The sequence below is a fragment of the Streptomyces sp. NPDC005722 genome, from assembly GCF_040630935.1.
Classification (GTDB): Bacteria; Actinomycetota; Actinomycetes; order Streptomycetales; family Streptomycetaceae; genus Actinacidiphila.
Window position 1 is genome coordinate 277,003 of record NZ_JBEXYN010000005.1, and the last position, 21,362, is coordinate 298,364.

The window sequence follows — 21,362 nt, forward strand, 5'->3', positions numbered from 1 at the left end:
CGTGACCGCGCATCGGCACTTCGGTGACACCGCCGAATTCGCCGCCGCGGTGGAGCAGTTGGCGGACCCGCTCAACGACCCGCTGCCCGGCACCTCGCGGCGCGCGGCCCGGCCCGCGCAGGATTCCGCCGCGGAGCCCGTCGTGGAGCCGGCCGCGGAACCCGCCGCGGAGCCCTCCACACCCCCGCCCGCGGCCGCCCGCCCGGTCACGCCCGTCAGCGTGGTGCCGGGCCAGCAGTCGTACGCACAGGGCTTCCACGCGCCGGCGCGGCCCGCCTACGAGCCGCAGCCGGCCGAGCCGTGGCCGACCCGGCCCGCGCCGGCTCCGGTCCCGGCGCCCGGCGCCCCTCCCGGCACCGAGGAGCCGCGCTCCCGGCACCGGGGTCCGGCCGAACAGCCCTACGCCGAGGACGCCAGAGCCGTCCGGCGGCCGCTCACGGACGAGGAGCGCGCCGCAGTGCGCCGCCGGGTCGCGGGGGCTCCCGGCGACACCATGGCGATGCCCGTCGTGACCGAGCCGGCGGCCGAACGCGAACCGAACCCCGAACGGAACCCCGAACGGCACCTGGAACGGGACCAGGAGGGGGACGCGGAGCGGGAGGAGACCCCGCAGCCGTCCCCCGACGCCTTGGCGCCCGAGGGCGGCGGCCGTGCGGCCCGCCGTAAAGCCGCCCAGGAGGCCGCACGGCGCGGCGGCAGGGGACGGAGGCGTTCCGGTGCCCCGGCCGCCTCCCAGGCCGCCACAGAGGCCGCCACGGCCCCCATGGCGTCGACCCCGGCCGCCCCCAGGTCCCGTATGGAGGCGCGGCGCGCCGCACGCGCGGCGAAGGAGAGCCCCGCGGTGATCGCCAGCCGGGTGGCGGGCGAGGTGTTCATCACCCTGGGCGTGCTGATGCTGCTCTTCGTCACCTACCAGTTGTGGTGGACCAACGTCCTCGCCCACCAGCAGGCCGGCGGCGCCGCCAACAACCTGCAGAAGCAGTGGGAGGGCGAGAAGGGCCCGAACCGCGACCCCGGCGCCTTCACGCCGGGGCAGGGCTTCGCGATCATGTACATCCCCAAGCTGGACGTGAAGGCGCCCATCGCCGAGGGCGTCGACAAGCACAAGGTGCTCGACAAGGGCATGATCGGCCACTACTCCGGCCAGCTGGAGACGGCCATGCCCTGGGACAAGAAGGGCAACTTCGCCCTCGCCGCGCACCGCAACACCCACGGCGAACCGTTCCGCTACGTCAACAAACTGGTGGCGGGGGACAAGGTCGTGGTCGAGACGGAGAGCACGTACTACACGTACGAGGTGGCGAGCATGCTGCCCTCCACCCCGCCCTCCAACATCTCGGTGATCAAGCCGGTCCCCGACGGATCCGGCTTCACCAAGCCCGGCCGCTACATCACACTGACCACGTGCACACCGGAGTTCACCAGTAAGTTCCGGTTGATCGTCTGGGGCAAGATGGTCGAGGAACGGCCGCGCAGCAAGGGCAAGCCGGACGCCCTGGTCGAGTAGGCCAGGAACGGACGCACACAGATCGGGGCAAGTGGTGACGACCACCCAGCATGACCGCGCCCGGGAGGCCGTGCCGACCCGGCGCCCCCTCTCGCGGCTCGCCGCCGCCGTCAGCCTGATCGGTGAACTCCTCATCACCACGGGCGTGATCCTCGGGCTCTTCGTCGTCTACTCCCTGTGGTGGACCAACGTGCTGGCCGACCGCGCCGCCCGGCAGGACGGCGACGCCGTCAGGCGCCAGTGGGCGGACAGCGCCCCGGGCAAGCTCGACACCAAGGGCGGCATCGGCTTCCTCCACGTCCCCGCCATGGGCCGGAACTTCGAGGTCCTGGTGAAGAAGGGCACCTCCACGAAGGTGCTCAACGAGGGCGTCGCCGGGTACTACACCGACCCCGTGGAGTCGGCCATGCCCTGGGACAAGAAGGGCAACTTCACGCTCGCCGCGCACCGCGACGGCCACGGCGCCAAGTTCCACAACATCCACAAGATCAAGGACGGCGACCCGGTCGTCTTCGAGGACCGCGACACCTGGTACGTCTACAAGGTCTACAAGGTCCTCCCGGAGACCTCGAAGTTCAACGTCGACGTCATCGACCAGATCCCGAAGGAGAGCGGCAGGAAGAAGGCCGGCCGCTACCTGACGCTCACCACCTGCACCCCGGTCTACACCTCGCGCGACCGCTACATCGTGTGGGCCGAACTCGTCCGCACCCAGAAGGTGGACGCGAAGCGGACGCCTCCGGCGGAGCTGGGCTGACGCGGACGCGCAGGCGCGCAGGCGCGCAGCGAACGGGAAGGGGCCGCGGACACCGAGTCCGCGGCCCCTTCCGTGTCCCGGCACGCAGCCCGTGCCCGGGGCCCCGGGCCGGACCCTCGCGGGCGCCAAAGAAGCGGGGAGGCGGCCACCGTGGTGACCGCCTCCCCGCTTCGTCAGGCGTGGTGACCGGCTGCGTCAGCCGCCGTTGCCTCCGTTGATGAAGCCTCCGCCGCCCCCGTTGTTCCCGCCGTTCGGGTTGTCCTGGGCGAAGAGCGACAGGGTGTCACCCGGCTTCACCGGGGTGCCGGGCAGCGGGAACTGGTTGGTCACGATGGCGGTGTCGTTCTGCGACGAGTTGCCGACAAAGTTGATCTTCAGGCCCAGTTCGTTGGCTTCGGCCTTGGCTTCCCCGAGCGTCCTGTTCCTCAACTCGGGCATCTGGCTGGTGGACGGGGGCTTGGCGACGAACAGGGTCACCGTCTCGCCCGCCTTGATCGTGCTCCCGGCCGTCGGGTCGGTCCGGATGACCGTGCCCTGGGCGTGGTCGGCGGATTCCTCCTCGGTGACGACGACCTTCAGGCCGTCCGCCTGGAGGATCTGAGTGGCCTCGTCCTTGCTCTTGTTGCTCACGTCCTTGATCGTGACCTCTTCGGGCGCCACGGCCACCGTGAGGGTGATCGTCGTGCCCTTGGCCCGCTTCGAGCCGCCCTTGGGGTCCTGCTTGAGGACCGTGCCCGCGTCCTCGGTGGACGTCTGGGACTGCTTGTCGACCTCGAAGCCCGCGTCCTTCAGCTTGCTCTCGGCGTCGTCGAAGGCGTCACCGGTGACGTCCGGGACGTCGACCTTCTCGGTGCCCTTGGAGAGCTGCAGGGTGACGGTCTGGTCCTTGGGGATCTTGCTGTTGACCTCGGCCGACTGCTTGCAGACCTTGTCCTTGGGCTGGTCGGCGCAGAACATCGGATCGCCGAACGCGATGGTGATCCCGCCGTTCGCCGCCTTGGCCTCGGCCTCGGACTTGGTGTCGCCGACGAACTGCGGGACGGACACCGAGTCGGCACCGCCGCCGTTGCCGGAGAACAGCGCCTTGCCCATGAAGATCGCGCCGATCAGGACCAGGACGGCCGCGACGACCAGCAGGATCGTGGAGGTGTTGCTCTTCTTCGGCTTGCGCCGGCCGCCACCGCCCTGGGGCTGGTCGTAGCCGAAGCCGCCGTCGTCGTCGCGCATGGGCGGCAGCATCGAGGTGCCGGCGTCCTGCTGGGGCGGGAGGGCCGTGGTGGGCGAGTCGTTGCCGTAGCCGCCGTAGCCGCCGCCGTTGTAGCCGACGGCGCCCAGGGCGACCGTGGCGGCGACGGGCTGGCCGTCGAGGCAGGCCTCGATGTCGGCGCGCATCTCGTCGGCGGACTGGTAGCGGTAGTCCGGGTCCTTGGTCAGCGCCTTGAGGACGATGGCGTCCATCGCCGGCGAGACCTCGGGGTCGTAGACGCTCGGCGGCTGCGGCTCCTCGCGCACGTGCTGGTACGCGACCGCCACCGGGGAGTCGCCCACGAAGGGCGGCCGCACGGTGAGCAGCTCGTAGAGCAGGCAGCCCGTCGAGTACAGGTCGGAGCGCGCGTCGACGGTCTCGCCCTTGGCCTGCTCCGGGGAGAGGTACTGGGCGGTGCCGATCACGGCGGCGGTCTGCGTCATCGTCATGCCGGAGTCGCCCATGGCGCGGGCGATGCCGAAGTCCATGACCTTGACCTGACCGTTCCGGGTCAGCATCACGTTCGCGGGCTTGATGTCCCGGTGGACGATGCCCGCGCGGTGGCTGTACTCCAGTGCCTGGAGGATGCCGGTGGTCATCTCCAGGGACCGCTCCGGGAGGAGCTTGCGGCCCGAGTGGAGCAGCTCGCGGAGGGTGGAGCCGTCCACGTACTCCATGACGATGTACGGGATGGAGACCCCGTCGACGTAGTCCTCGCCGGTGTCGTACACCGCGACGATCGACGGGTGGTTCAGCGAGGCGGCCGACTGGGCCTCACGGCGGAACCGGGCCTGGAAGGACGGATCGCGGGCGAGGTCCACCCGGAGCGTCTTCACGGCGACGGTGCGGCCGAGCCGGGTGTCATGGGCGATGTACACCTCGGCCATGCCACCGCGGCCGAGCACCGAGCCCAGCTCGTACCGGCCGCCGAGGCGACGCGGCTCTTCCATAGCGCTTGCCCTTCCTAAACCGTCCGTGTGGCTGCTCGGGCATACCGTACCCGCCGCCGCGTGCCGATCCCGGTCCTCGCCGGTAGCCGATATACGACCGGTATCGCGACGTGCGACTTAGCGCACATCCATGGATACGGTGTGACCGGCATCACTTGTTCAGCACGGCCTCCATGACGCTCTTCGCGATCGGCGCGGCGAAGCCGCCACCGGAGATGTCGCCGCGGTTCGCGGCCGCGTCCTCCACCACGACGGCGACGGCGACCGGGGAGCCGCTGTCGGTCTTGGCGTATGAGATGAACCACGCGTAAGGCTTCTCACTGTTGTCCACGCCGTGCTGGGCGGTACCGGTCTTGCCACCGACGGTGACACCCGGGATCTGGGCCCGCGTGCCGGTGCCCGACTGCACGACGGTCTCCATCATCTGCTGGAGCTTCTGCGCGTTGTCCGAGCTGAGCGGCTGCGAGAGCTCTTCGGGCTTGACGCTGTCCACGAGCTTGTTGTTCGAGGCGCGGAGCTCACTCACCATGTACGGCTTCATCAGCTTGCCGTCGTTGGCGATCGCTCCGGCCACCATCGCCATCTGCAGCGGGGTGGCCGCGGTCTCGAACTGGCCGATGGAGGACAGCGCCGTCTGCGGCTTGTCCATCTTGGTGGAGAAGTTGCTGGCCGCCACGCGGACCGGGACGAACTGCTCCTTGTTGAAGCCGAACTTCTCGGCCTCCTCGACCATCTTGTCGCGGCCGAGGGTCGCCCCCAGCTTGCCGAAGACGGAGTTGCACGAGACCCGCAGCGCCTCCCTCAGGGAGACGTTCTTGCAGGCGATGCCGCCCTCGTTCTTCAGCTCCTGGTTGTTCGTGTCCGGGAGGATGTACGGCACCTCGGAGTCGGTCGGCTCGTCGACGTCGTCGTACAGGCCGTTCTCCAGCGCCGCGGCGGCCGTGACGACCTTGAACGTGGAGCCCGGCGGGTAGGTCTGCCGCAGTGCCCGGTTCAGCATCGGCTCGTCGGGGTCGTTCTCCTTCTGCAGGGCGTTCCAGGCCTTGCTGTCGGCCTGCGAGTTGCCGGCGAAGGTGGAAGGGTCGTACGAAGGCGTGCTCGCCAGCGCGAGGACGGCCCCGGTCTCCGGGTTGATGGCCGCGACCGCGCCCTTCTTGTTGCCCAGGCCCTCGAAGGCCGCCTTCTGGGCGGCGCCGCTGAGGGTCGTGACGACGTCGCCGCCCTGCTTCTGCTTGCCGGACAGCACGTCGACGGTGCGGGTGAAGAAGAGCCGGTCGTCGTCACCGGTGAGGATCTTGTCCTCGACGCCCTGGAGCAGGGTCGTGCCGAAGGCCTGCGAGGCGTAGCCGGTGACGGGCGCCCACATCTTCCCGTTCTTGAAGGTGGCCTTGTACTTGAAGTCGCTGCCCGTGGTCTCGGTGTGGCCGGTGATCGCCTTGCCGTCGACGAGTATGTCGCCGCGGGGGGTGGCGTACTGGTTGATCGTGACCCGTCGGTTGTTGGCGTCGTTCTTGAGCTCGTCCGCCTGCACGAACTGGATGTAGTTCACCCGGATCAGCAGGGCGAGCACGAGCACGCCGCAGAAGACGGCGACTCGGCGCAGGGGCTTGTTCACTGGGTCCGCACCACCTGGGTCGGCTCGGCATCGGGGGACGAGGCGGGGGCCGGCGCCGGGCGGCGCGCGGTGTCGCTGATTCTCAGCAGGATGGCCACCAAGGCCCAGTTGGCGATCACGGAGGACCCGCCCTGGGCCAGGAACGGCATGGTCATACCGGTCAGCGGGATGAGTCCGGTGACACCGCCGGCGACGACGAACACCTGGAGGGCGAAGGCGCCGGACAGGCCGATCGCCAGCAGCTTGCCGAAGGGGTCACGGGCGGCCAGCGCGGTACGGGCGCCGCGCTCCACGAGGAGTGCGTAGAGCAGCAGGATGCCCATGAGTCCGGCCAGGCCGAGTTCCTCGCCGACGGTGGCGAAGATGTAGTCGCTCTTGGCGGCGAAGCCGATGAGCCGGGAGTAGCCCTGGCCGAGACCCGATCCGAAGAGACCGCCGGAGCCGAAGGCCCACATGGCCTGCGCGGGCTGGCTCGCGCCCTGGCCGGCCTCGATGCTGCGGAACGGGTTGAGCCAGTCCTCCACACGGCTGTGCACGTGCGGCTCGAAGCTGCCGACGACCACCGCGCCGCCCACGGACAGCAGCAGACCGAAGACGATCCAGCTGGTGCGCTCGGTGGCGACGTAGAGCATGATCACGAAGAGGCCGAAGAAGAGCAGCGAGGTGCCCAGGTCGGTCTCGAAGACGAGGATGAGGATGCTGAGGCCCCAGATCACCAGGATCGGGCCGAGGTCGCGGCCGCGGGGCAGGTACATCCCCATGAAGCGGCGGCTGGCGAGCGCCAGCGCGTCCCGCTTGACCATCAGGTAGCCGGCGAAGAACACCGCGATGATGATCTTCACGAACTCGCCGGGCTGGATGGACATGCCCGCGACGGTGATCCAGATCCGCGCGCCGTAGACCGGCGGGAAGAACACCGGGAGGATGAGCAGGACCAGCGCCACGACCATCGAGATGTACGTGTAGCGCTGCAGGATGCGGTGGTCCTTCAGGAAGACCAGGACGCCGAGGAAGAGCGCGACGCCCAGTGTCGACCACATCAGCTGCGTCGGCGCCGAGGCGCCGCCGGGGAGCGAGCTCTCCAGGTCCAGCCGCCAGATGAACACCAGGCCCATGCCGTTCAGCAGGGTGGCGATCGGAAGCATCAACGGATCCGCGTACGGCGCGAACTTGCGCACGACGAGGTGTGCGACGAGGGCGATCGCGCCCAGCCCGAGGCCGTAGGCGAGCATTCCGGCCGGCAGCGAACCGCTCTTCGCCAGCCCGACGTTCGCGTACGCGAAGACCGGGATCAGGACCGCGAAGACGAGGAGCGCGAGCTCCGTGTTGCGGCGGCTCGGCGCGCCGACGGACGTGATGGTCGTGGTGTTGGTGACAACGCTCATGCTGGACTGACGCCCCTCCTGCTCACTGCTAGCTGCCGGTCGGGCACTGTTGGGCCAGCGACCGGTCCTCGTCGGAGAGGGTGGGGCTGGTCGACGGGCTGGTGGAGGGGGTCGTGCTGGGCTTGGGGGAGCCGGACGCGTCCGAGGACGGGGTGCCGTCGGTCTTGCCGGTGGCGGTGTCGGCGCCCTTCTGCTGGTCCTTCTTGGCCTTCTCCGCGGCGGCGGCGCTGGACTTGTCGACGGCTTCCTTGGTCTGGCAGACCTTCGCCTGGTGCTCGAGTTCGTCCGCGGTCCTGCGCGCGTCGGCGAGGTCGCTGGCGGCGATCGTGGCCGTGACGTACTTGCGCTGGTTCTGCGGTAGGTACTTGAGTTCGATCCCGGGGCGGTCCTCGTGGACCTTCGACAGGTCGAGCCAGGCCAGCTTCTGCTCGATGCCCTGGTAGATCGCCGCGTGGTCGCCCTTGACGCCCACGTAGTACTGCGTCTGGGTCCAGCGGTACGCGCCGTAGAGGCCGCCGCCGACGACGCCGAGGACGACCAGCAGGATCAGCGAGCGCTTGAGCCAGCGGCCGCGCTTGCGGGGCTTGCCCAGCTCCTCGTCGTCGTACCCGCCGAAGCCGCCCGTGGGCGTGCCGACCTGCGGGTTGCCGCTGCCGGGCGGGCCGAAGGCACCCTCGGGGGCCGGCGGGCGGCCGAGCTCGGAGGCGCGGCCGGCCGGGGTCTGCAGGTGCCGCGGGTCGGACAGCGGCAGGTGGTGCCGGCTGTCGGCGACGGCGCCCACGACGACGGGCGTGTCGTGCAGCTGCACGGCCAGGGTGTCGCCGTCGTCGATGTCCAGGACGTCGGCGACGATGCAGGTGATGTTGTCGGGGCCGCCGCCGCGCAGGGCGAGCTGGATCAGCTCCTGCACGGTCTCGGCGGGTGCCTGGTACCCGGCGAGGGTGTCCTCGAGGGTCTGGTGGCTGACGACGCCGGACAGGCCGTCGGAGCAGATCAGGTAGCGGTCGCCGGCCCGGACCTCGCGGATCGACAGGTCGGGCTCGACCTGGCCGCGGCCGTCCAGGGCGCGCATCAGCAGCGAGCGCTGCGGGTGCGTGCCGGCCTCCTCCTCGGTGATCCGGCCCTCGTCGACGAGCCGTTGCACCCAGGTGTGGTCCTGGGTGATCTGGGTGAGCACACCGTCACGCAGCAGGTACGCACGGGAGTCGCCGACGTGCACCAGGCCGAGCCGCTGCCCGGTCCAGAGCAGGGCGGTGAGCGTGGTGCCCATGCCCTCCAGCTGCCCGTCCTCCTCGACCATGACGCGCAGCTGGTCGTTGGCCCGCTGCACGGCGGTGGCGAGGGAGGTGAGGATGTCCGAGCCGGGGATGTCGTCGTCGAGCGGCACGAGGGTGGAGATCACCTCGGAGGAGGCGACCTCACCGGCGGCCTGGCCGCCCATGCCGTCGGCGATGGCGAGCAGCCGCGGACCGGCGTAGCCGGAGTCCTCGTTGCCCTCCCGGATCATTCCCTTGTGCGAGCCGGCGGCGAAGCGCAACGACAGAGTCATGCGCACCTCGCCCGTCGGCTCCGGGTACATCCGCACGCTGCCCACCCTCTCGCTCGCGCTCGCTGGCTGTGCTCGCCCATTGTGCGACTACTTCCGCAGCTCGATGACGGTCTTGCCGATGCGGATCGGCGCACCGAGCGGGATCGGGGTCGGCGTGGTGAGCCGGTTCCGGTCCATGAAGGTGCCGTTGGTGGATCCCAGGTCCTCGACGATCCAGTTGCCGTCGCGGTCCGGGTAGATCCTGGCATGACGGCTGGACGCGTAGTCGTCGTCGAGCACGATCGTGGAATCGTGCGCCCGGCCCAAGGTGATCGTCTGGCCCTGCAGCGCGACCGTGGTGCCCGCGAGCGAGCCCTCGGAGACCACCAGTTTGGTGGGGGCGCCGCGCCGGGCCCGGTTGTTGTTCTGCTGCTGGCGGCCCTGCGCAGCCGGCGCCTGCTGGCGCTGCTGCGGAGGACGCGACTGGGCCTCGCGGCGCCCGGCCGCGCGCTGGGTCACCCGGGTCCCGAACAGGTCGCTGCGGATGACCTGCACGGCCACGATGACGAACAGCCACAGTACGGCGAGGAAACCCAACCGCATGACCGTCAGGGTCAGCTCTGACATTGCCCCCGCTTCACCCTTCGGCTTGCCGGTACACGATGGTGGTACTGCCCACGACGATCCGTGAACCGTCGCGGAGCGTAGCGCGCTGGGTGTGCTGTCCGTCCACCACGATGCCGTTCGTCGACCCGAGGTCGACGACCGTCGAGGGCGATCCCGCCCTGATCTCGCAGTGGCGGCGGGACACACCGGGGTCGTCGACCCGCACGTCGGCCTCGGTGCTGCGGCCGAGTACCAGGGTGGGACGGGAGATCTGGTGGCGTGTGCCGTTGATCTCGATCCAGCGGCGTACGTTCATGGTGGCGCCCCCGGCGGCCGTCGGGCCGCCTCCGGGGAGCCGGGTGACCGGCGCGGCGCCGGGCGGCGGGCCGGCCGGAATCGGCGGCGGGCCCGAGGGGCGCTGCGGGGCCTGCGGCGGGTAGCCGTAGCCGCCGCGGCCCGCGGGGGGCTGCTGCTGGTACTGCTGTTGCGACTGCTGCTGTTGCTGCTGTTGCTGCGACTCGCTGGAGGCGAGGGTGCGGCTGCGCACCCGGTACAGGCCGGTGTCGAGGTCGTCGGCCTTCTCCAGGTTCACCTTGATGTTGCCCATGAAGGTGTAGCGCTGCTGCTTGGCGTAGTCGCGCACCATGCCGGCGAGCTCCTCGCCGAGCTGGAGGGCGTAGGGGCTCAGCCGCTCGTAGTCGGAGGTGCTGAGTTCGACGATGAAGTCGTTGGGGACCACGGTGCGGTCCCGGTTCCAGATCGTCGCGTTGTTGTCGCACTCACGTTGCAGGGCACCCGCGATCTCCACGGGCTGGACCTCGGACTTGAACACCTTGGCGAAGGTGCCGTTCACGAAGCCCTCGAGACGCTGCTCGAACTTCTTGAGTACTCCCACGGTGCACCTCCCTCCTCGAGGTCCTGCGGTCGCACACGGCCTCCGCCGTGATCTTCCGGTCCGATCCTTCCGGTACTGCTTACTGATCGTATCCACGCGCTGGGAAAACCGCTGGTTCCCCGGCAGCTCCCACGGGACCGGTGTCAACAGTGACACGGTCCGCGGCCGCTCCCCCACAGGGATGGTAGAGGTGGCCCCTGCCAGTGTCCCGCAACAGAGGACGGTTCCCCTCGCTCGGGGGTGCCCGGAAACGGATGTGATTCCACCCTGAGCAGCGTGCTAATGTTCTGGGTGTCGGAAGGGGCTGACGCACCGGACGGGGAAGACCCCCCAAGGTGTGAAGGACTCCAGAGGACAACACCCATGCGCGGGTGGCGGAATAGGCAGACGCGCTGGATTCAGGTTCCAGTGCCCGAAAGGGCGTGGGGGTTCAACTCCCCCCTCGCGCACAGAGCGGGAACGGGTCTTCGACCGTGACGGAAGTCGCAGTCGGAGGCCCGTTTCTCGTGTTGGTCCAAGGACCGGTCGGGCCGCCCGGCCGGTCGGTGGTGTCCTGACGTACCGGAGCCCCCTCGCAGGCCGTTCGCGGTCGGCGAGGGGCTCTTGCGTACGGGTGACGTCCGGCTGTGAGGCGTGTCACTCAAGTGGTGGGTGCCTGGTGGCCGGTTGGCGTCCGGTGCCGTCCTGTGCCCCGCGCAAGGGGTCCGGCACGTCCGGTTCCGGCCCTCCGGGTCGTCCGGCCGCCGCGGGGGCGGCCGGACGGCGGGGCAGCAAGGAGGCCGTACCGGATGACACGGGTGGAGCGGCAAGGGTTCGGCGGGTGAACATCATCCGCCGGCCCCGGTTGTGCGCTGGTGCTGCTTCCGGGGCCGCCGGGACGACTGTTACGGTCCATGACCATTGTGTGGGGGTGCGAGCCGGGGGCTCGTGGAAATCGTGCGGCGTGAGTGCGCCGCGACACGGCTGCCGTTGTGCCGGCCCGCTTTCTCCGTGACCTCCAGGAAGAACGGGTGGCCAGATGCGCCCTCGTCCGAGTCGCCGTCGTGACTGCCGTCCTGTCGTGCGCGGTTGCCGTCGGCTACGGCCCGTCGCCGGCGCCGGCCCACGGGCGTGCGGCTCACCAGCCGACGTGACGGGCGTCGTGCTCGCCGACCGGGGGTTCGCCGCCGGCCTCGGCGAAGGCCTGGAGGGCCTGGACGAGGTGGCGGCGCTGTCCCGGGGGCATGGCGTCGACGATGCGGGCGATCTCGGCCCGGCGGCGCTCCGTGACGTCGTTCACGGTGCGCCGCCCGGTCGCGGTCAGCGAGATGACCGTCGTGCGCCGGTCGGTGGGGGAGGCGTCGCGGGCGACCATGTCGACGGTCACGAGCCGGTCCAGCATGCGCAGCGCCGTGGAGGGCTGCACGCCCAGTTCCGCGGCGAGCTGCGAGAGGTTCAGCGCCCCGTGGCTCTCGAGGACGACCAGCATGCGCAGTTGGGGCAGGGTCAGGGCCTCCTCGACCGCCGCGAGCGAGCGGGCGGAGACGGCGACGAGGAGCCGGGACGCGGTCAGCAGGGCGCTGACCATCTCCTCGGCGGTGCTCCCGGGGCCGTCGGCGCCGGAGGAGGAGTCGGACGAAGCACGGGAGCCGGTGGCCATGGGTCCTTTCTACCGCTACCGCGGCCTCGTACGGGTCTGTACGGCACTCAGGTGAACGGCCGCGGCGCCGGGAACCCACGCCCGGGGAGAGCCGTTGAGCGAATGGGCAAAGGAATCGTCAAGGGGCGCGGCCCGCGCCGGAATGAGCAGGGAGATCCCATGGGTGTCAGCCTTTCCAAGGGCGGCAATGTCTCGCTGACGAAGGAGGCCCCGGGACTGACCGCGGTCACCGTCGGTCTGGGCTGGGACGTCCGCACGACCACCGGCACCGACTTCGACCTCGACGCGAGCGCGCTCCTGGTCAACGCCGAGAGCAAGGTCGTCTCGGACAAGCACTTCGTGTTCTTCAACAACCTGAAGAGCCCGGAGGGCTCGGTGGAGCACACCGGCGACAACCTCACCGGCGAGGGCGAGGGCGACGACGAGCAGGTCAAGGTGAACCTGGCCACCGTGCCGGCCGAGGTCGAGAAGATCGTCTTCCCGGTGTCGATCTACGACGCCGAGAGCCGCCAGCAGTCGTTCGGCCAGGTGCGCAACGCCTTCATCCGCGTGGTGAACCAGGCCGACAACAACGAGCTCGCCCGCTACGACCTGTCCGAGGACGCCTCGACGGAGACGGCGATGGTCTTCGGCGAGCTGTACCGCAACGGCGCCGAGTGGAAGTTCCGCGCCGTCGGCCAGGGTTACGCCTCGGGCCTGCGCGGCATCGCGCAGGACTTCGGCGTGAACCTGTGAAGTAGCCGTACGCCCGGGCGCACGGGCACGTACGACGGGAGGGGCCGCGTGGCGCACGCCACGCGGCCCCTCCGTGCGTGGGGGCGGCCGGGACGGGGTCAGGCGACTCGCGCGGCGAGCTCCTTGGCCTTGGCGGCGGCCTGCTCGTGGGCCTTGGCGCGGGAGGCGTCGGAGGCCTCGATGAGGCCGGACATGGCCGGGACGGCACGGGCCAGGGTCAGCTCGGGGACGATGAACTCGACGTCCGTGATGCCGAGGCCGCCCTCCAGGACCTTCGTCAGGTAGGTGGTGACGAACTCGAAGTCCTCGCGCGGGGTCCCGGGGCCGTAGCCACCGCCGCGGCTGGCCACCACGACGACCGGGGTGTCCGCGGCGGAGGGCCGCTCGCCCCCGGTGCGGCCCAGGATGATCACCTGGTCGAGCCAGGCCTTGAGGGTGCTGGGGATCGAGAAGTTGTACATCGGCGCGCTGATCAGCAGGGCGTCGGCGCGCTCCAGCTCGTCGGCCAGTTCGTTCCGCAGTGGGTGCTCGGCGCCGCCCACGTGGTGGGCCGCGTCGAGGTGCGGCACGGGCTCGGCGTTCAGGTCGCGGTAGATCACCTCACCGCCCGGGTGCTGGGCCTCCCACTCCTTGCGGAAGGAGTTCGCCACGTCGCGGGACGCGGAGGTCTCGGAGGGCCAGATGGACGAGTCGAGGTGCAGCAGCGTGGGCATGGGGGTGCCTCCACTTCCATAAAGTTTGCAGTGAAAGATTCGTGCGCAACTAGTACTAGCACAGGACCTTACTTTTCTGCAGTGAGTGATGGCAAGCCGGGTACCCTTGTGGCCATGGGACAGGGGACTGAGCGGGCCGCGCACGACGCGGAGCCGTGCGCCAAGGTCGACGTCGGGTTGACCCGCGTCTTCGGGATCCTGGGCAAGCGCTGGAGCGGCCTGATCGTGGCCGTCCTCACGCATCGTCCGGCGTACTTCGTCGAGCTGCGCCGGGCCATCCCCAAGATCAGCGAACGGATGCTCTCCGACCGGCTCACGGAGCTGGCCGAGGCGGGCATCGTCGTCCGCGAGGTGGACCCCGGGCCCCCGCTGCGGGTGAGCTACCGGCTCACCGAGGCGGGCGAGGCGCTCGGGCCGGCCCTGGGGGAGCTGGGGTCGTGGGCCGAGAAGTACCTCCCCGACGGTGCCGCCGCCTGCACCGAGGCCACGCAGGCCTGCACGGAGGGCGCTGAGGCCGGGCGCTGAGGCCGGGGCGCCTGCCGCTGAGGCCAGGCGCCTGCTGCTGAGCCCCGGACGCCGGCCGCGGGCCGGTCAGTCCCGGCGCTCCGGGGCGTCGTTGTAGCGGGTCAGGTACGCGGCGAACCGCGCCAGGTCCCCGTCGTCCCAGTCCGCCAGCCTCCCGCGGACGCTGCGCCGGGCCGCCCGGGTCGCCTCCGCCAGGAGTGCCGCGCCCGCCGTGCTCGGCAGCAGCACCTGGACGCGGTGGTCGGCGGGGTCGGGGCGCCGTTCGACGAGGCCGAGCCGTTCCAGGGTGGCGACCTGGCGGCTGACCGTCGACTTGTCGAGCAGGAACGCCTGGGCGAGGTCCGTGGCCCGGCAGTTCCGGCGCTCGCTCATGTGGGTCAGCAGCGTGTACGCGACCAGGGACAGTTGCGGGTGCATCCGGGCGGCCGCCGCGCGGGCGCGGCGGGCGAAGGCGGTCATCTCGCGGTGGATGGTCTCCACCGAGGCGTTTTTCCCGGCCTGCATGCTTGTAGGTTACATCTGACCGGATCGGGACGGTTTCCCCTGGTTCGTTCCCAGGTCAGACGGGCAAGGGCAGCTCGAACCAGACGACCTTGCCGACCGCCTTGCGGCTGGTGCCCCAGCGCCTGGAGAGGTTGCTGACCAGGGCCAGGCCGCGGCCCTCCTCGTCGTCGGCGTCCGCGCGGCGCAGCTGCGGCAGGTTGTGGTCGTCGTCGGTGACCTCGACCATCAGCTTGCCGACCCGCATCAGCCGCAGTGACACCTCGTGCGAGGCGACCCGCAGCGCGTTGGTCACCAGCTCGCTGACCAGCAGCTCGGTCAGGTCGCTGAGCCCGTGCAGCCCCCATCGCGCGAGCTGCTCGCGGGTGAGCGCACGGGCCCGCCGGACGTCGGAGATGTCCATCGCCAGCCGCCACTCGGCGACGTCCTCGGGCGGGATGCCCTGGAAGTTGGCGACCAGCAGCGCCACGTCGTCGCGGCGGTCGTCGGAGTGGACACGGCTGAGGATCTGCTCGCAGACGTCCTCGGGGGTCTGCTGCGGTTCGATGACGTTGGAGCACAGCGCCGCCAGGCCCGCGTCTATCCCCTGGCCGCGCACCTCCACCAGGCCGTCGGTGCAGAGCACCAGCCAACTGCCGTCCGGGACGGGGATCTCGACCGTCTCGAAGGGCACTCCGCCGACGCCGATCGGGGCGCCCTTGGGGATCTGCAGCAGCTCGCTGCGGCCGTCGTGACGGGCCAGCACGGGAGGGATGTGGCCGGCGTTGGCGAGGGTCAGGGTTCGGTGGATCGGGTCGTAGACCGCGTACACGCAGGTCGCCAGGTGCTCGGCGCCGAGGCGGTGGGCCAGGTTGTCCAGGTGGCGCAGCAGCTGCGCGGGCGGCAGGTCGAGTGCGGCCATCGTGATCACGGCGGTGCGGAACTGGCCCATCACGGCGGCCGACAGCAGACCGTGGCCCATGACGTCGCCGACGATCAGCGCCACGCGGCCGCCGGGCAGTTGGATGGCGTCGAACCAGTCGCCGCCGACCTGGGCCTGGCGGTCTCCGGGCATGTAGTGGTGCGCGATCCGGACCCCGGGGATGCGGGGCGGCCGGGTCGGCATCATGCTGCGCTGCAGTGTCGCGGCGGCGCGCGACTCCAGCCGGTGCAGCCGGGCGTTGTCCAGGTGCACGGCGCCCCGGGCGGAGACCTCGGCGGCGGTCGCGGCGTCCTTGGCGTCGAAGGGACGGCGGCCGGGATGGCGCAGGAAGCACATCCGTCCCAGCACCGTGCCGCGCGCGGTGAGCGGTACGACGACCATCGACCGCTCGGGAAGTAACGGGCCGAGCCCGGGCACGCCCAGGTCGAGCGCGATGTCCCGGGCGAGGGCGGGGTCTATCACCGGTACGAGCAGCGGCTCGCCAAGCCGCGGGGTGGAGTCGGCGGGCAGCGGGATCAGCTCGCCCTCCGGCAGGGCCGCCGCCCACGGGCCTGGGGTGGTGCCGGTGTGGGCCACGGCGACCCGGCGGGCGATGATCGTGTCCCCGGACAGGTCGTCCTTCGGCGGCTCGGTGTCGGAGAACAGCTGGTCGACGACGAGGACGGCGGCGAAGTCGGCGAACCGCGGCACGGTGACCGCGCACAGCTCGCGGGCGGTCGTCTCCAGGTCCAGGGTCGTGCCGACCTTGGCCCCGGTCTCGCGCAGCAGGGCCAGTTGCTCGTCCAGCACGTGGCCCGGGGCGAGCGAGGGGCTGGGCGCGGCCACGGGGACCAGCACCGGCGCCGCCGCGTCGGCCCGCGGCCCCGGCAGCAACTCCGGGTGCGGGGCGGGCCGGGTGGGCCGCGCGGTGCGGCCGGTGGCCGGGTTCACGGGGGGCGGTGCCACGGTCGTGCCGTACTCCTCGGGGAGCACGGGGAGCAGCACCGTGCCGTCGACCTCCACCGCCGGGTAGCCCAGGGGCACGATCTGACGGACGATCCGGTCCAGCCGCCCCGCGCTGACCCGGGGCAGCACCGAGCCCAGCCGGCCGGCCAGGTGCTCGGCGTGCGCGGGGTCGGCGACCGGGGCGAGGCGCGGGGTGATGCGGACGGCGCCGCGGGCGATGGTGCCGTCGGCGGTGTAGGGCAGCAGGTGGTCGCCGAGCGCGAGGCGCGGCCCGGTGTCGCGCAGCGGACGGGCGTTGGCGGCGATCACCAGCAGGCTCCGGCCGGCCGGTTCCATGATCCGGTAGGACCACCACACCACGTCCTTCACGCCGCCGTCGCGGTCGGTGGTGGGCAGCGCGCCGGCCCAGGCGGACCGGGTGAGCTCGTCCAGCACCTCCAGGGCGTCCTGCTCCCCGGGGTGCCGGCCCGCGGTGTGCGGCAGCAGTCCGGCCGCCGGGCGGCCGAACACGCCCTCCCAGCGGTGGCCGAAGAGTTCCTCGGCACCGCGGTTCCAGTACGAGATGTCGCCGTCGGGGCCGACGCAGAGCACGGCGAGGCGTACGAGCGCGGAGACACCGGTGGCGGCGAGCGGGGTCGTGGTCGTGGGAAGCCTGGTCATCTCGTCCAACGTCGGGCACCTGAGGTTCGGCTGCGGTTCGGCGCGGAAGGCTGAAAGAGCATCAGGGTCGGGTCTTCACCGTCCAGGCAAGCATGAAACATCGGGCACGGTCCGGTAAATGGCTAGATTGCCCCCAGGAGTGACCAACCGGGCATGGCCCAAGGGGAGGGAGAACACGTGGAGCACCGGCTCCCGCACGTCGCGGGATTCCAGAGGTGGCCGCACGACGGCGCGCCCAAGCAGGAGGGCAAGGCGCTGCGGGAGCGGGTACCGCGCGAGGCGCACGCGGTGTTCTCCCCGGGTCCCGACCGGCCGGGCACGGTGGAGGCGGTGCGGGAGTCCGGCCTCGGGCGCATCCCGGGACTCGTCCCGCTGCGGGTGGGGAGGATGGCGGCGAGCCCCTTCGCCTTCCTGCGCGGTTCGGCCGGGCTGATGGCCGCCGACCTCGCGGGCGGCCCGGTCACCGGGATCGGCGCCCAGATCTGCGGTGACGCGCACGCCGCCAACTTCGGCCTGTACGGGGACCATCTGGGCCGTCTCGTCATGGACATCAACGACTTCGACGAGACCGTGCACGGCCCCTGGGAGTGGGACGTCAAGAGGCTCGCCGCCTCCCTGGTGCTGGCCGGGCGCGAGGCCGGGGCGGACGAGGACGTCTGCCGGGGCGCCGCCTTCGACGCGGTGGGCGCGTACCGGCGGACCATGCGGCTGCTGGCGAAGATGCCGGTGCTGGACGCTTGGCACGCCATCGCCGACGAGGAACTGGTCGCGCACGCCGACGCCCGCGACCTGGCGGGCACCCTGCGCCTGGTGGCCGGGAAGGCGCGCCGCAACACCAGCGCCAAGTTCGCGGCGAGGGCGACGGAGGAGGTCGAGGGCGGCGGCCGGCGCTTCGTCGACGCGCCCCCGGTGCTGCGCCGGGTGCCGGACGAGGAGGCGGCGGCGGTCGCCGGGGCCCTGTCGCAGGACGGCTACCTGGCGACGATCGGCGAGGACCGGCGGCCGCTGCTGGCCCGGTACGCGGTGCACGACGTGGCGTTCCGGGTGGTCGGGACGGGCAGCGTGGGCACCCGCTCGTACGTGGTGCTGCTCCTGGACCACCTCGGGCAGCCGCTGGTGCTCCAGGTGAAGGAGGCCCGGCCCTCCGCGCTGCTGCCGTACCTGGGGAAGGCCGGGTTCGACGCCCCCGTGGCGGAGCACGAGGGGCGGCGCGTGGTGCTGGGCCAGAAGCGCATGCAGGTCGTCAGCGACAGCCTGCTGGGCTGGGCCGACGTGGACGGCCGGCCGTACCAGGTACGGCAGTTCCGCAACCGCAAGGGCAGCGTCGACCCCGCGGAGCTGGAGGCCGGCCTGATAGACGACTACGCGCGGATGACGGGCGCGCTGCTGGCCAGGGCGCACGCGCACTCCGCTGACCCGCGGCTGATCGCCGGTTACTGCGGCAAGGGCGAGCAACTGGACGAGGCGGTCGCGGCCTTCGCGGTCGCGTACGCCGACCGGACCGAGGCGGACCACGCGGAGTTGGTGGCGGAGGTGCGGGCCGGGCGGATCGCGGCGGAGGAGGGCGTGTGAGGGCACGGGCGCCGGTGGGCCGTGGGCAGCTACCAGGCCGTAGGCTGTGACCGGCGCCCCCCACTCCTCGTAGGCTGGACCGGTGACGAATTCCCCCGGCACCGAGTCGGCCCCCGGCACCGAGTCGGCCGCCGCATCCTCCGAACCGCAGGACCGGCTGGCCCAGGCGGTGCGTGCCGCCGAGCGCGCCCTGATCGAGTTCGAGATCGCGGTGGAGACCTTCAGGGTGGAGGTCGAGAACTTCTCCCGGCTGCACCACCAGAAACTCGGCCCGATGTACGCCCGGCTCGACGAGCTCGACGCACTGATCGCGGAGGCGGTCGCGGCGAAGAGCGGCTCCCGTGAGGACATCCAGCGCGCCTGGGAGGCGCGGGCCCTCGTGATGCCGATGCCGGGGGTGGAGGAGCTCTTCGAGGGGCTGCTCGGCACCGACGGGGTCAGGCCGCAGGAGGACCCGAACCCGCCGCGCCGCGTGCGGCCGGGCAAGGAGGCGCAGCGGCTCTACCGCGAACTGGTCCGCAAGGCCCACCCCGACCTGGCGCAGGACGAGGCCGAGGTCGAGCGCCGCAGCGCGTTCATCGCCCGGGTCAACGAGGCGTACACCTACGCCGACGAGCAGCGGCTGCGCGAGCTCGCGGAGGAGTGGGAGGCCGGGCCGGTCCCGGAGGAGGCGCAGCCCAGCGAGGCCGAGGTGCTGTACGCGCGGCTGGAGTGGCTGGCGCAGCGCAAGGAGCAGCTGGCCGCGCTCGCGGGCGAGCTGGAGAACAGCGCGATCGCGCAGATGATGAAGCTGGCCCCGGACGACCCGGACGGGCTGCTCAACGAGATCGCGGAGAGCCTCCTCAACCAGGTCGCCAACCGCGAGGCCCGGCTGGCGGAGCTGGTGCGGTCCTCGAAGGGCTCCGGTTAGCGGGTCGGGTACGTTCGACCTGCACGCCCAGACCGAAGGAGTCCGTCCCATGTTCAACGCCCAGCTGCCCGCGGTGGACGCCGCGCAGGTCCCCGCCGACGGCTACCTGCTCGACGTGCGGGAGCACGACGAGTGGGACGCCGGGCACGCCGAGGGCGCGGTGCACATCCCGATGGGCGAGGTCGTCGCCCGTCTCGACGAGGTCCCGGCGGACCGCCGGGTGCACGTCGTGTGCCGGGTGGGCGGCCGCTCGGCGCAGGTGACCCAGTACCTGCTCGCGCAGGGCCTCGACGTGGTGAACGTCGACGGCGGCATGCTCGGCTGGGACGCCGCGGGCCGCCCGCTGGTGTCGGACGGCACGGGCCCGGCGCACGTGCTCTGAGGCCCCCGAGGGGCCGTGCCCGTCCGTTCCCGGCGCTCAGGCCTCGGCGGCCAGCAGGTCGCCGAGTTCCTCCTCGTGGGCGGCGGCGGGGCCGAGGGAGAGCTCCAGCTGCTTGGCCCAGGCGTGGTAGCGGTGCAGCGGGTACTCGGTGTCGGCGCCGAAGCCGCCGTGCAGGTGCTGCGCGGTCTGCACCACCCGTCGTACGCCCTCCGAGGCCCAGATCTTGGCCACCGCGACGTCGGCCGGGTCCAGCCGCCAGGCGGCCTGCCAGCAGGTGACCTCCATCGCCCGCAGGTCGATGTAGCGGTCGGCGGACTGTACGGCCACCGCCTGGAAGGTGGCCAGCGGGTGCCCGAACTGCTCGCGCCGCGAGGTGTAGGCGCCGGTCATGCGCAGGACGGCGGTGCCGAGCCCGAGGGCCAGGGCGCAGGTGCCGGTGGTCAGGAGCCCGCGCAGCCGGTCCCAGGCGCCGTCGGCGGTGATCACGTCCGGCGCGGGGACGCGGACGGCGTCCAGCCGCAGTTCGGCGTGGCGCTCCCCGCTGGTCGAGATCTGTTCGGCCGCGGTGACCGCGGCGCGGGGGACGACGGCGACGACGGTGCGGCCGTCGGCGGCGGAGGCCGGGACCAGGACGTGGTCGGCGTGCGGGGCCCAGGGGACGGCGGTCTGGACGCCGTCGAGCAGCCAGTCGCGGGGGGTCCCGGTCCCGCTTCCGGTTCCGCTCCCGTCGCCGCCTGCGTCGGCGGGCCGTGCGGTGACGGCCAGCTCCGCGCCGTCGTGGCCGGTGCGGCCGGCGGAGGCGACGGTCAGCACCAGCTCGCCGCGGGCGACCGCGGGCAGCAGCCGGGCGCGCAGCTCGCCGGAGCCGTCGGCCTGCACGGCGAGGGCGGCGGCGCAGGTCTCCAGCAGCGGCACCCGGGCCAGTACCGCGCCCGCCTCGCGCAGCACCAGGCACAGGGCGACCGGGTCGAGGCCGGCCCCGCCGTACGTCTCGTCGAGCACCAGGCCGAGGAGGTCGGCCGAGGCCAGGCGGCCCCACAGCGGGCGGTCGAAGTCCTCGGCGACGGCCCCGGCGGTCAGGGCGGGGCTCGGCACGGCGTCGGGGGCGACGCCGGAGAACACCGCCCGTGCCGCCTCGACGGCCGCCAGCTGCTCCTCGCTGAAGCTGAAGTCCATGGGCCGGCCTCCCGGGCGCATCGATTCTGACGGTCTGTCAGATTAGGTGGGCCGGGCCGGGAAGTCCACATCCCCGTCGCCATCCCCGTCGCCGCCCCTCGGCCCCGCCCGTGGCCGTGCCCCCGCCCTTGCCGTGCGACCCGTGGCCCGTGCTGACCGGGACGGCTGTACCGCACGCGTGGGGCATGAGTAC

Annotated in this window: 18 protein-coding genes and 1 tRNA gene; 8 read left to right on the forward strand and 11 right to left on the reverse strand. The window is 71.8% G+C overall.

From position 1 onward, the window contains the following. Position 1 precedes the first annotated feature (1 nt). Together ABZ479_RS09030 and ABZ479_RS09035 are read left to right on the forward strand one after the other, a co-directional pair. Complete coding sequence (locus ABZ479_RS09030) at positions 2–1,507, forward strand: class E sortase (protein ID WP_500460844.1); 1,506 nt, start codon at positions 2–4, stop codon at positions 1,505–1,507. A gap of 70 nt (positions 1,508–1,577) precedes the next feature. Continuing rightward, positions 1,578–2,264, forward strand: a complete 687-nt coding sequence (locus ABZ479_RS09035) for a class E sortase (protein ID WP_499605026.1) — start codon at positions 1,578–1,580, stop codon at positions 2,262–2,264. Positions 2,265–2,459: 195 nt separating this feature from the next. Here ABZ479_RS09035 and pknB read toward each other — a convergent pair whose 3' ends face one another. The 6 genes from pknB to ABZ479_RS09065 all read right to left on the reverse strand — a co-directional run bounded on the left by pknB (position 2,460) and on the right by ABZ479_RS09065 (position 10,489). Continuing rightward, positions 2,460–4,460 carry a Stk1 family PASTA domain-containing Ser/Thr kinase gene (gene pknB / locus ABZ479_RS09040; protein WP_500460845.1) on the reverse strand — a complete coding sequence of 667 codons (2,001 nt, stop codon included), beginning with the start codon at positions 4,458–4,460 and terminating at the stop codon, positions 2,460–2,462. Between the two features lie 151 nt (positions 4,461–4,611). Beyond that, positions 4,612–6,075 (reverse strand): peptidoglycan D,D-transpeptidase FtsI family protein, encoded by a 1,464-nt coding sequence (locus ABZ479_RS09045; protein WP_500460846.1) that lies wholly within the window; start codon positions 6,073–6,075, stop codon positions 4,612–4,614. Further along, a complete protein-coding gene (locus ABZ479_RS09050; RefSeq protein ID WP_499604580.1) occupies positions 6,072–7,460 on the reverse strand; it encodes an FtsW/RodA/SpoVE family cell cycle protein in 1,389 nt (462 codons plus the stop codon). The genes ABZ479_RS09045 and ABZ479_RS09050 overlap by 4 nt, the downstream gene beginning before the upstream one ends. Positions 7,461–7,488: 28 nt before the next feature. Next, the gene (locus ABZ479_RS09055) at positions 7,489–9,039 is read right to left on the reverse strand and encodes a PP2C family protein-serine/threonine phosphatase (protein ID WP_500460934.1); all 1,551 of its coding nucleotides are present in this window, start codon (positions 9,037–9,039) and stop codon (positions 7,489–7,491) included. 57 nt (positions 9,040–9,096) lie between these two features. Continuing rightward, positions 9,097–9,615, reverse strand: coding sequence for an FHA domain-containing protein FhaB/FipA (locus ABZ479_RS09060; RefSeq protein WP_499604578.1), 519 nt, complete (start codon positions 9,613–9,615; stop codon positions 9,097–9,099). A gap of 10 nt (positions 9,616–9,625) precedes the next feature. Then, entirely contained in the window at positions 9,626–10,489 is an 864-nt protein-coding gene (locus ABZ479_RS09065) for an FHA domain-containing protein (protein ID WP_499604576.1), read from the reverse strand. Between the two features lie 365 nt (positions 10,490–10,854). Between ABZ479_RS09065 and ABZ479_RS09070 the strand changes: the two genes are divergently transcribed. Then, positions 10,855–10,938, forward strand: a tRNA-Leu gene (locus tag ABZ479_RS09070). Between the two features lie 668 nt (positions 10,939–11,606). On the opposite strand, the gene ABZ479_RS09075 is transcribed toward ABZ479_RS09070, so the two are convergent. Beyond that, entirely contained in the window at positions 11,607–12,128 is a 522-nt protein-coding gene (locus ABZ479_RS09075; protein WP_500460848.1) for a MarR family winged helix-turn-helix transcriptional regulator, read from the reverse strand. A 159-nt stretch (positions 12,129–12,287) separates the two neighbouring features. Here ABZ479_RS09075 and ABZ479_RS09080 point away from each other — a divergent pair, with 159 nt between their 5' ends. After that, positions 12,288–12,863 (forward strand): TerD family protein, encoded by a 576-nt coding sequence (locus tag ABZ479_RS09080; protein WP_431959002.1) that lies wholly within the window; start codon positions 12,288–12,290, stop codon positions 12,861–12,863. A 98-nt stretch (positions 12,864–12,961) separates the two neighbouring features. On the opposite strand, the gene ABZ479_RS09085 is transcribed toward ABZ479_RS09080, so the two are convergent. After that, on the reverse strand, positions 12,962–13,576 hold the full coding sequence (locus ABZ479_RS09085; protein ID WP_500460849.1) for an FMN-dependent NADH-azoreductase: 615 nt from the start codon (positions 13,574–13,576) through the stop codon (positions 12,962–12,964). Positions 13,577–13,690: 114 nt separating this feature from the next. Between ABZ479_RS09085 and ABZ479_RS09090 the strand changes: the two genes are divergently transcribed. Further along, positions 13,691–14,101: a winged helix-turn-helix transcriptional regulator gene (locus ABZ479_RS09090; RefSeq protein WP_500460851.1), complete on the forward strand. Its 411-nt coding sequence runs from the start codon at positions 13,691–13,693 to the stop codon at positions 14,099–14,101. A 66-nt stretch (positions 14,102–14,167) separates the two neighbouring features. Here the strand turns inward: ABZ479_RS09090 and ABZ479_RS09095 are convergent, their stop codons facing one another. Further along, positions 14,168–14,605, reverse strand: coding sequence for a MarR family winged helix-turn-helix transcriptional regulator (locus ABZ479_RS09095; RefSeq protein WP_500460852.1), 438 nt, complete (start codon positions 14,603–14,605; stop codon positions 14,168–14,170). A 55-nt stretch (positions 14,606–14,660) separates the two neighbouring features. Beyond that, positions 14,661–17,129, reverse strand: a complete 2,469-nt coding sequence (locus tag ABZ479_RS09100) for a SpoIIE family protein phosphatase (protein ID WP_500460853.1) — start codon at positions 17,127–17,129, stop codon at positions 14,661–14,663. A gap of 153 nt (positions 17,130–17,282) precedes the next feature. Here ABZ479_RS09100 and ABZ479_RS09105 point away from each other — a divergent pair, with 153 nt between their 5' ends. The 3 genes from ABZ479_RS09105 to ABZ479_RS09115 all read left to right on the forward strand — a co-directional run bounded on the left by ABZ479_RS09105 (position 17,283) and on the right by ABZ479_RS09115 (position 19,993). After that, positions 17,283–18,701 (forward strand): DUF2252 domain-containing protein, encoded by a 1,419-nt coding sequence (locus ABZ479_RS09105; protein WP_500460854.1) that lies wholly within the window; start codon positions 17,283–17,285, stop codon positions 18,699–18,701. Between the two features lie 82 nt (positions 18,702–18,783). Continuing rightward, positions 18,784–19,611: a hypothetical protein gene (locus ABZ479_RS09110; protein WP_499604559.1), complete on the forward strand. Its 828-nt coding sequence runs from the start codon at positions 18,784–18,786 to the stop codon at positions 19,609–19,611. Positions 19,612–19,660: 49 nt separating this feature from the next. Continuing rightward, the gene (locus ABZ479_RS09115; protein ID WP_499604557.1) at positions 19,661–19,993 is read left to right on the forward strand and encodes a rhodanese-like domain-containing protein; all 333 of its coding nucleotides are present in this window, start codon (positions 19,661–19,663) and stop codon (positions 19,991–19,993) included. Between the two features lie 36 nt (positions 19,994–20,029). Here ABZ479_RS09115 and ABZ479_RS09120 read toward each other — a convergent pair whose 3' ends face one another. After that, the gene (locus ABZ479_RS09120; protein ID WP_500460856.1) at positions 20,030–21,169 is read right to left on the reverse strand and encodes an acyl-CoA dehydrogenase family protein; all 1,140 of its coding nucleotides are present in this window, start codon (positions 21,167–21,169) and stop codon (positions 20,030–20,032) included. Between the last annotated feature and the right edge of the window lie 193 nt (positions 21,170–21,362).

What these genes read in the sequence shown, in the direction of transcription:
- ABZ479_RS09050 (WP_499604580.1), bottom strand. Translation starts at nt 7,460, where the DNA reads ATGAGCGTTGTCACCAACACCACGACCATCACGTCCGTCGGCGCGCCG.
- ABZ479_RS09120 (WP_500460856.1), bottom strand. Translation starts at nt 21,169, where the DNA reads ATGGACTTCAGCTTCAGCGAGGAGCAGCTGGCGGCCGTCGAGGCGGCA.
- ABZ479_RS09055 (WP_500460934.1), bottom strand. Translation starts at nt 9,039, where the DNA reads ATGTACCCGGAGCCGACGGGCGAGGTGCGCATGACTCTGTCGTTGCGC.
- ABZ479_RS09075 (WP_500460848.1), bottom strand. Translation starts at nt 12,128, where the DNA reads ATGGCCACCGGCTCCCGTGCTTCGTCCGACTCCTCCTCCGGCGCCGAC.
- ABZ479_RS09105 (WP_500460854.1), top strand. Translation starts at nt 17,283, where the DNA reads ATGGCCCAAGGGGAGGGAGAACACGTGGAGCACCGGCTCCCGCACGTC.
- ABZ479_RS09090 (WP_500460851.1), top strand. Translation starts at nt 13,691, where the DNA reads ATGGGACAGGGGACTGAGCGGGCCGCGCACGACGCGGAGCCGTGCGCC.
- ABZ479_RS09100 (WP_500460853.1), bottom strand. Translation starts at nt 17,129, where the DNA reads ATGACCAGGCTTCCCACGACCACGACCCCGCTCGCCGCCACCGGTGTC.
- pknB (WP_500460845.1), bottom strand. Translation starts at nt 4,460, where the DNA reads ATGGAAGAGCCGCGTCGCCTCGGCGGCCGGTACGAGCTGGGCTCGGTG.
- ABZ479_RS09095 (WP_500460852.1), bottom strand. Translation starts at nt 14,605, where the DNA reads ATGCAGGCCGGGAAAAACGCCTCGGTGGAGACCATCCACCGCGAGATG.
- ABZ479_RS09060 (WP_499604578.1), bottom strand. Translation starts at nt 9,615, where the DNA reads ATGTCAGAGCTGACCCTGACGGTCATGCGGTTGGGTTTCCTCGCCGTA.
- ABZ479_RS09080 (WP_431959002.1), top strand. Translation starts at nt 12,288, where the DNA reads ATGGGTGTCAGCCTTTCCAAGGGCGGCAATGTCTCGCTGACGAAGGAG.
- ABZ479_RS09085 (WP_500460849.1), bottom strand. Translation starts at nt 13,576, where the DNA reads ATGCCCACGCTGCTGCACCTCGACTCGTCCATCTGGCCCTCCGAGACC.
- ABZ479_RS09115 (WP_499604557.1), top strand. Translation starts at nt 19,661, where the DNA reads ATGTTCAACGCCCAGCTGCCCGCGGTGGACGCCGCGCAGGTCCCCGCC.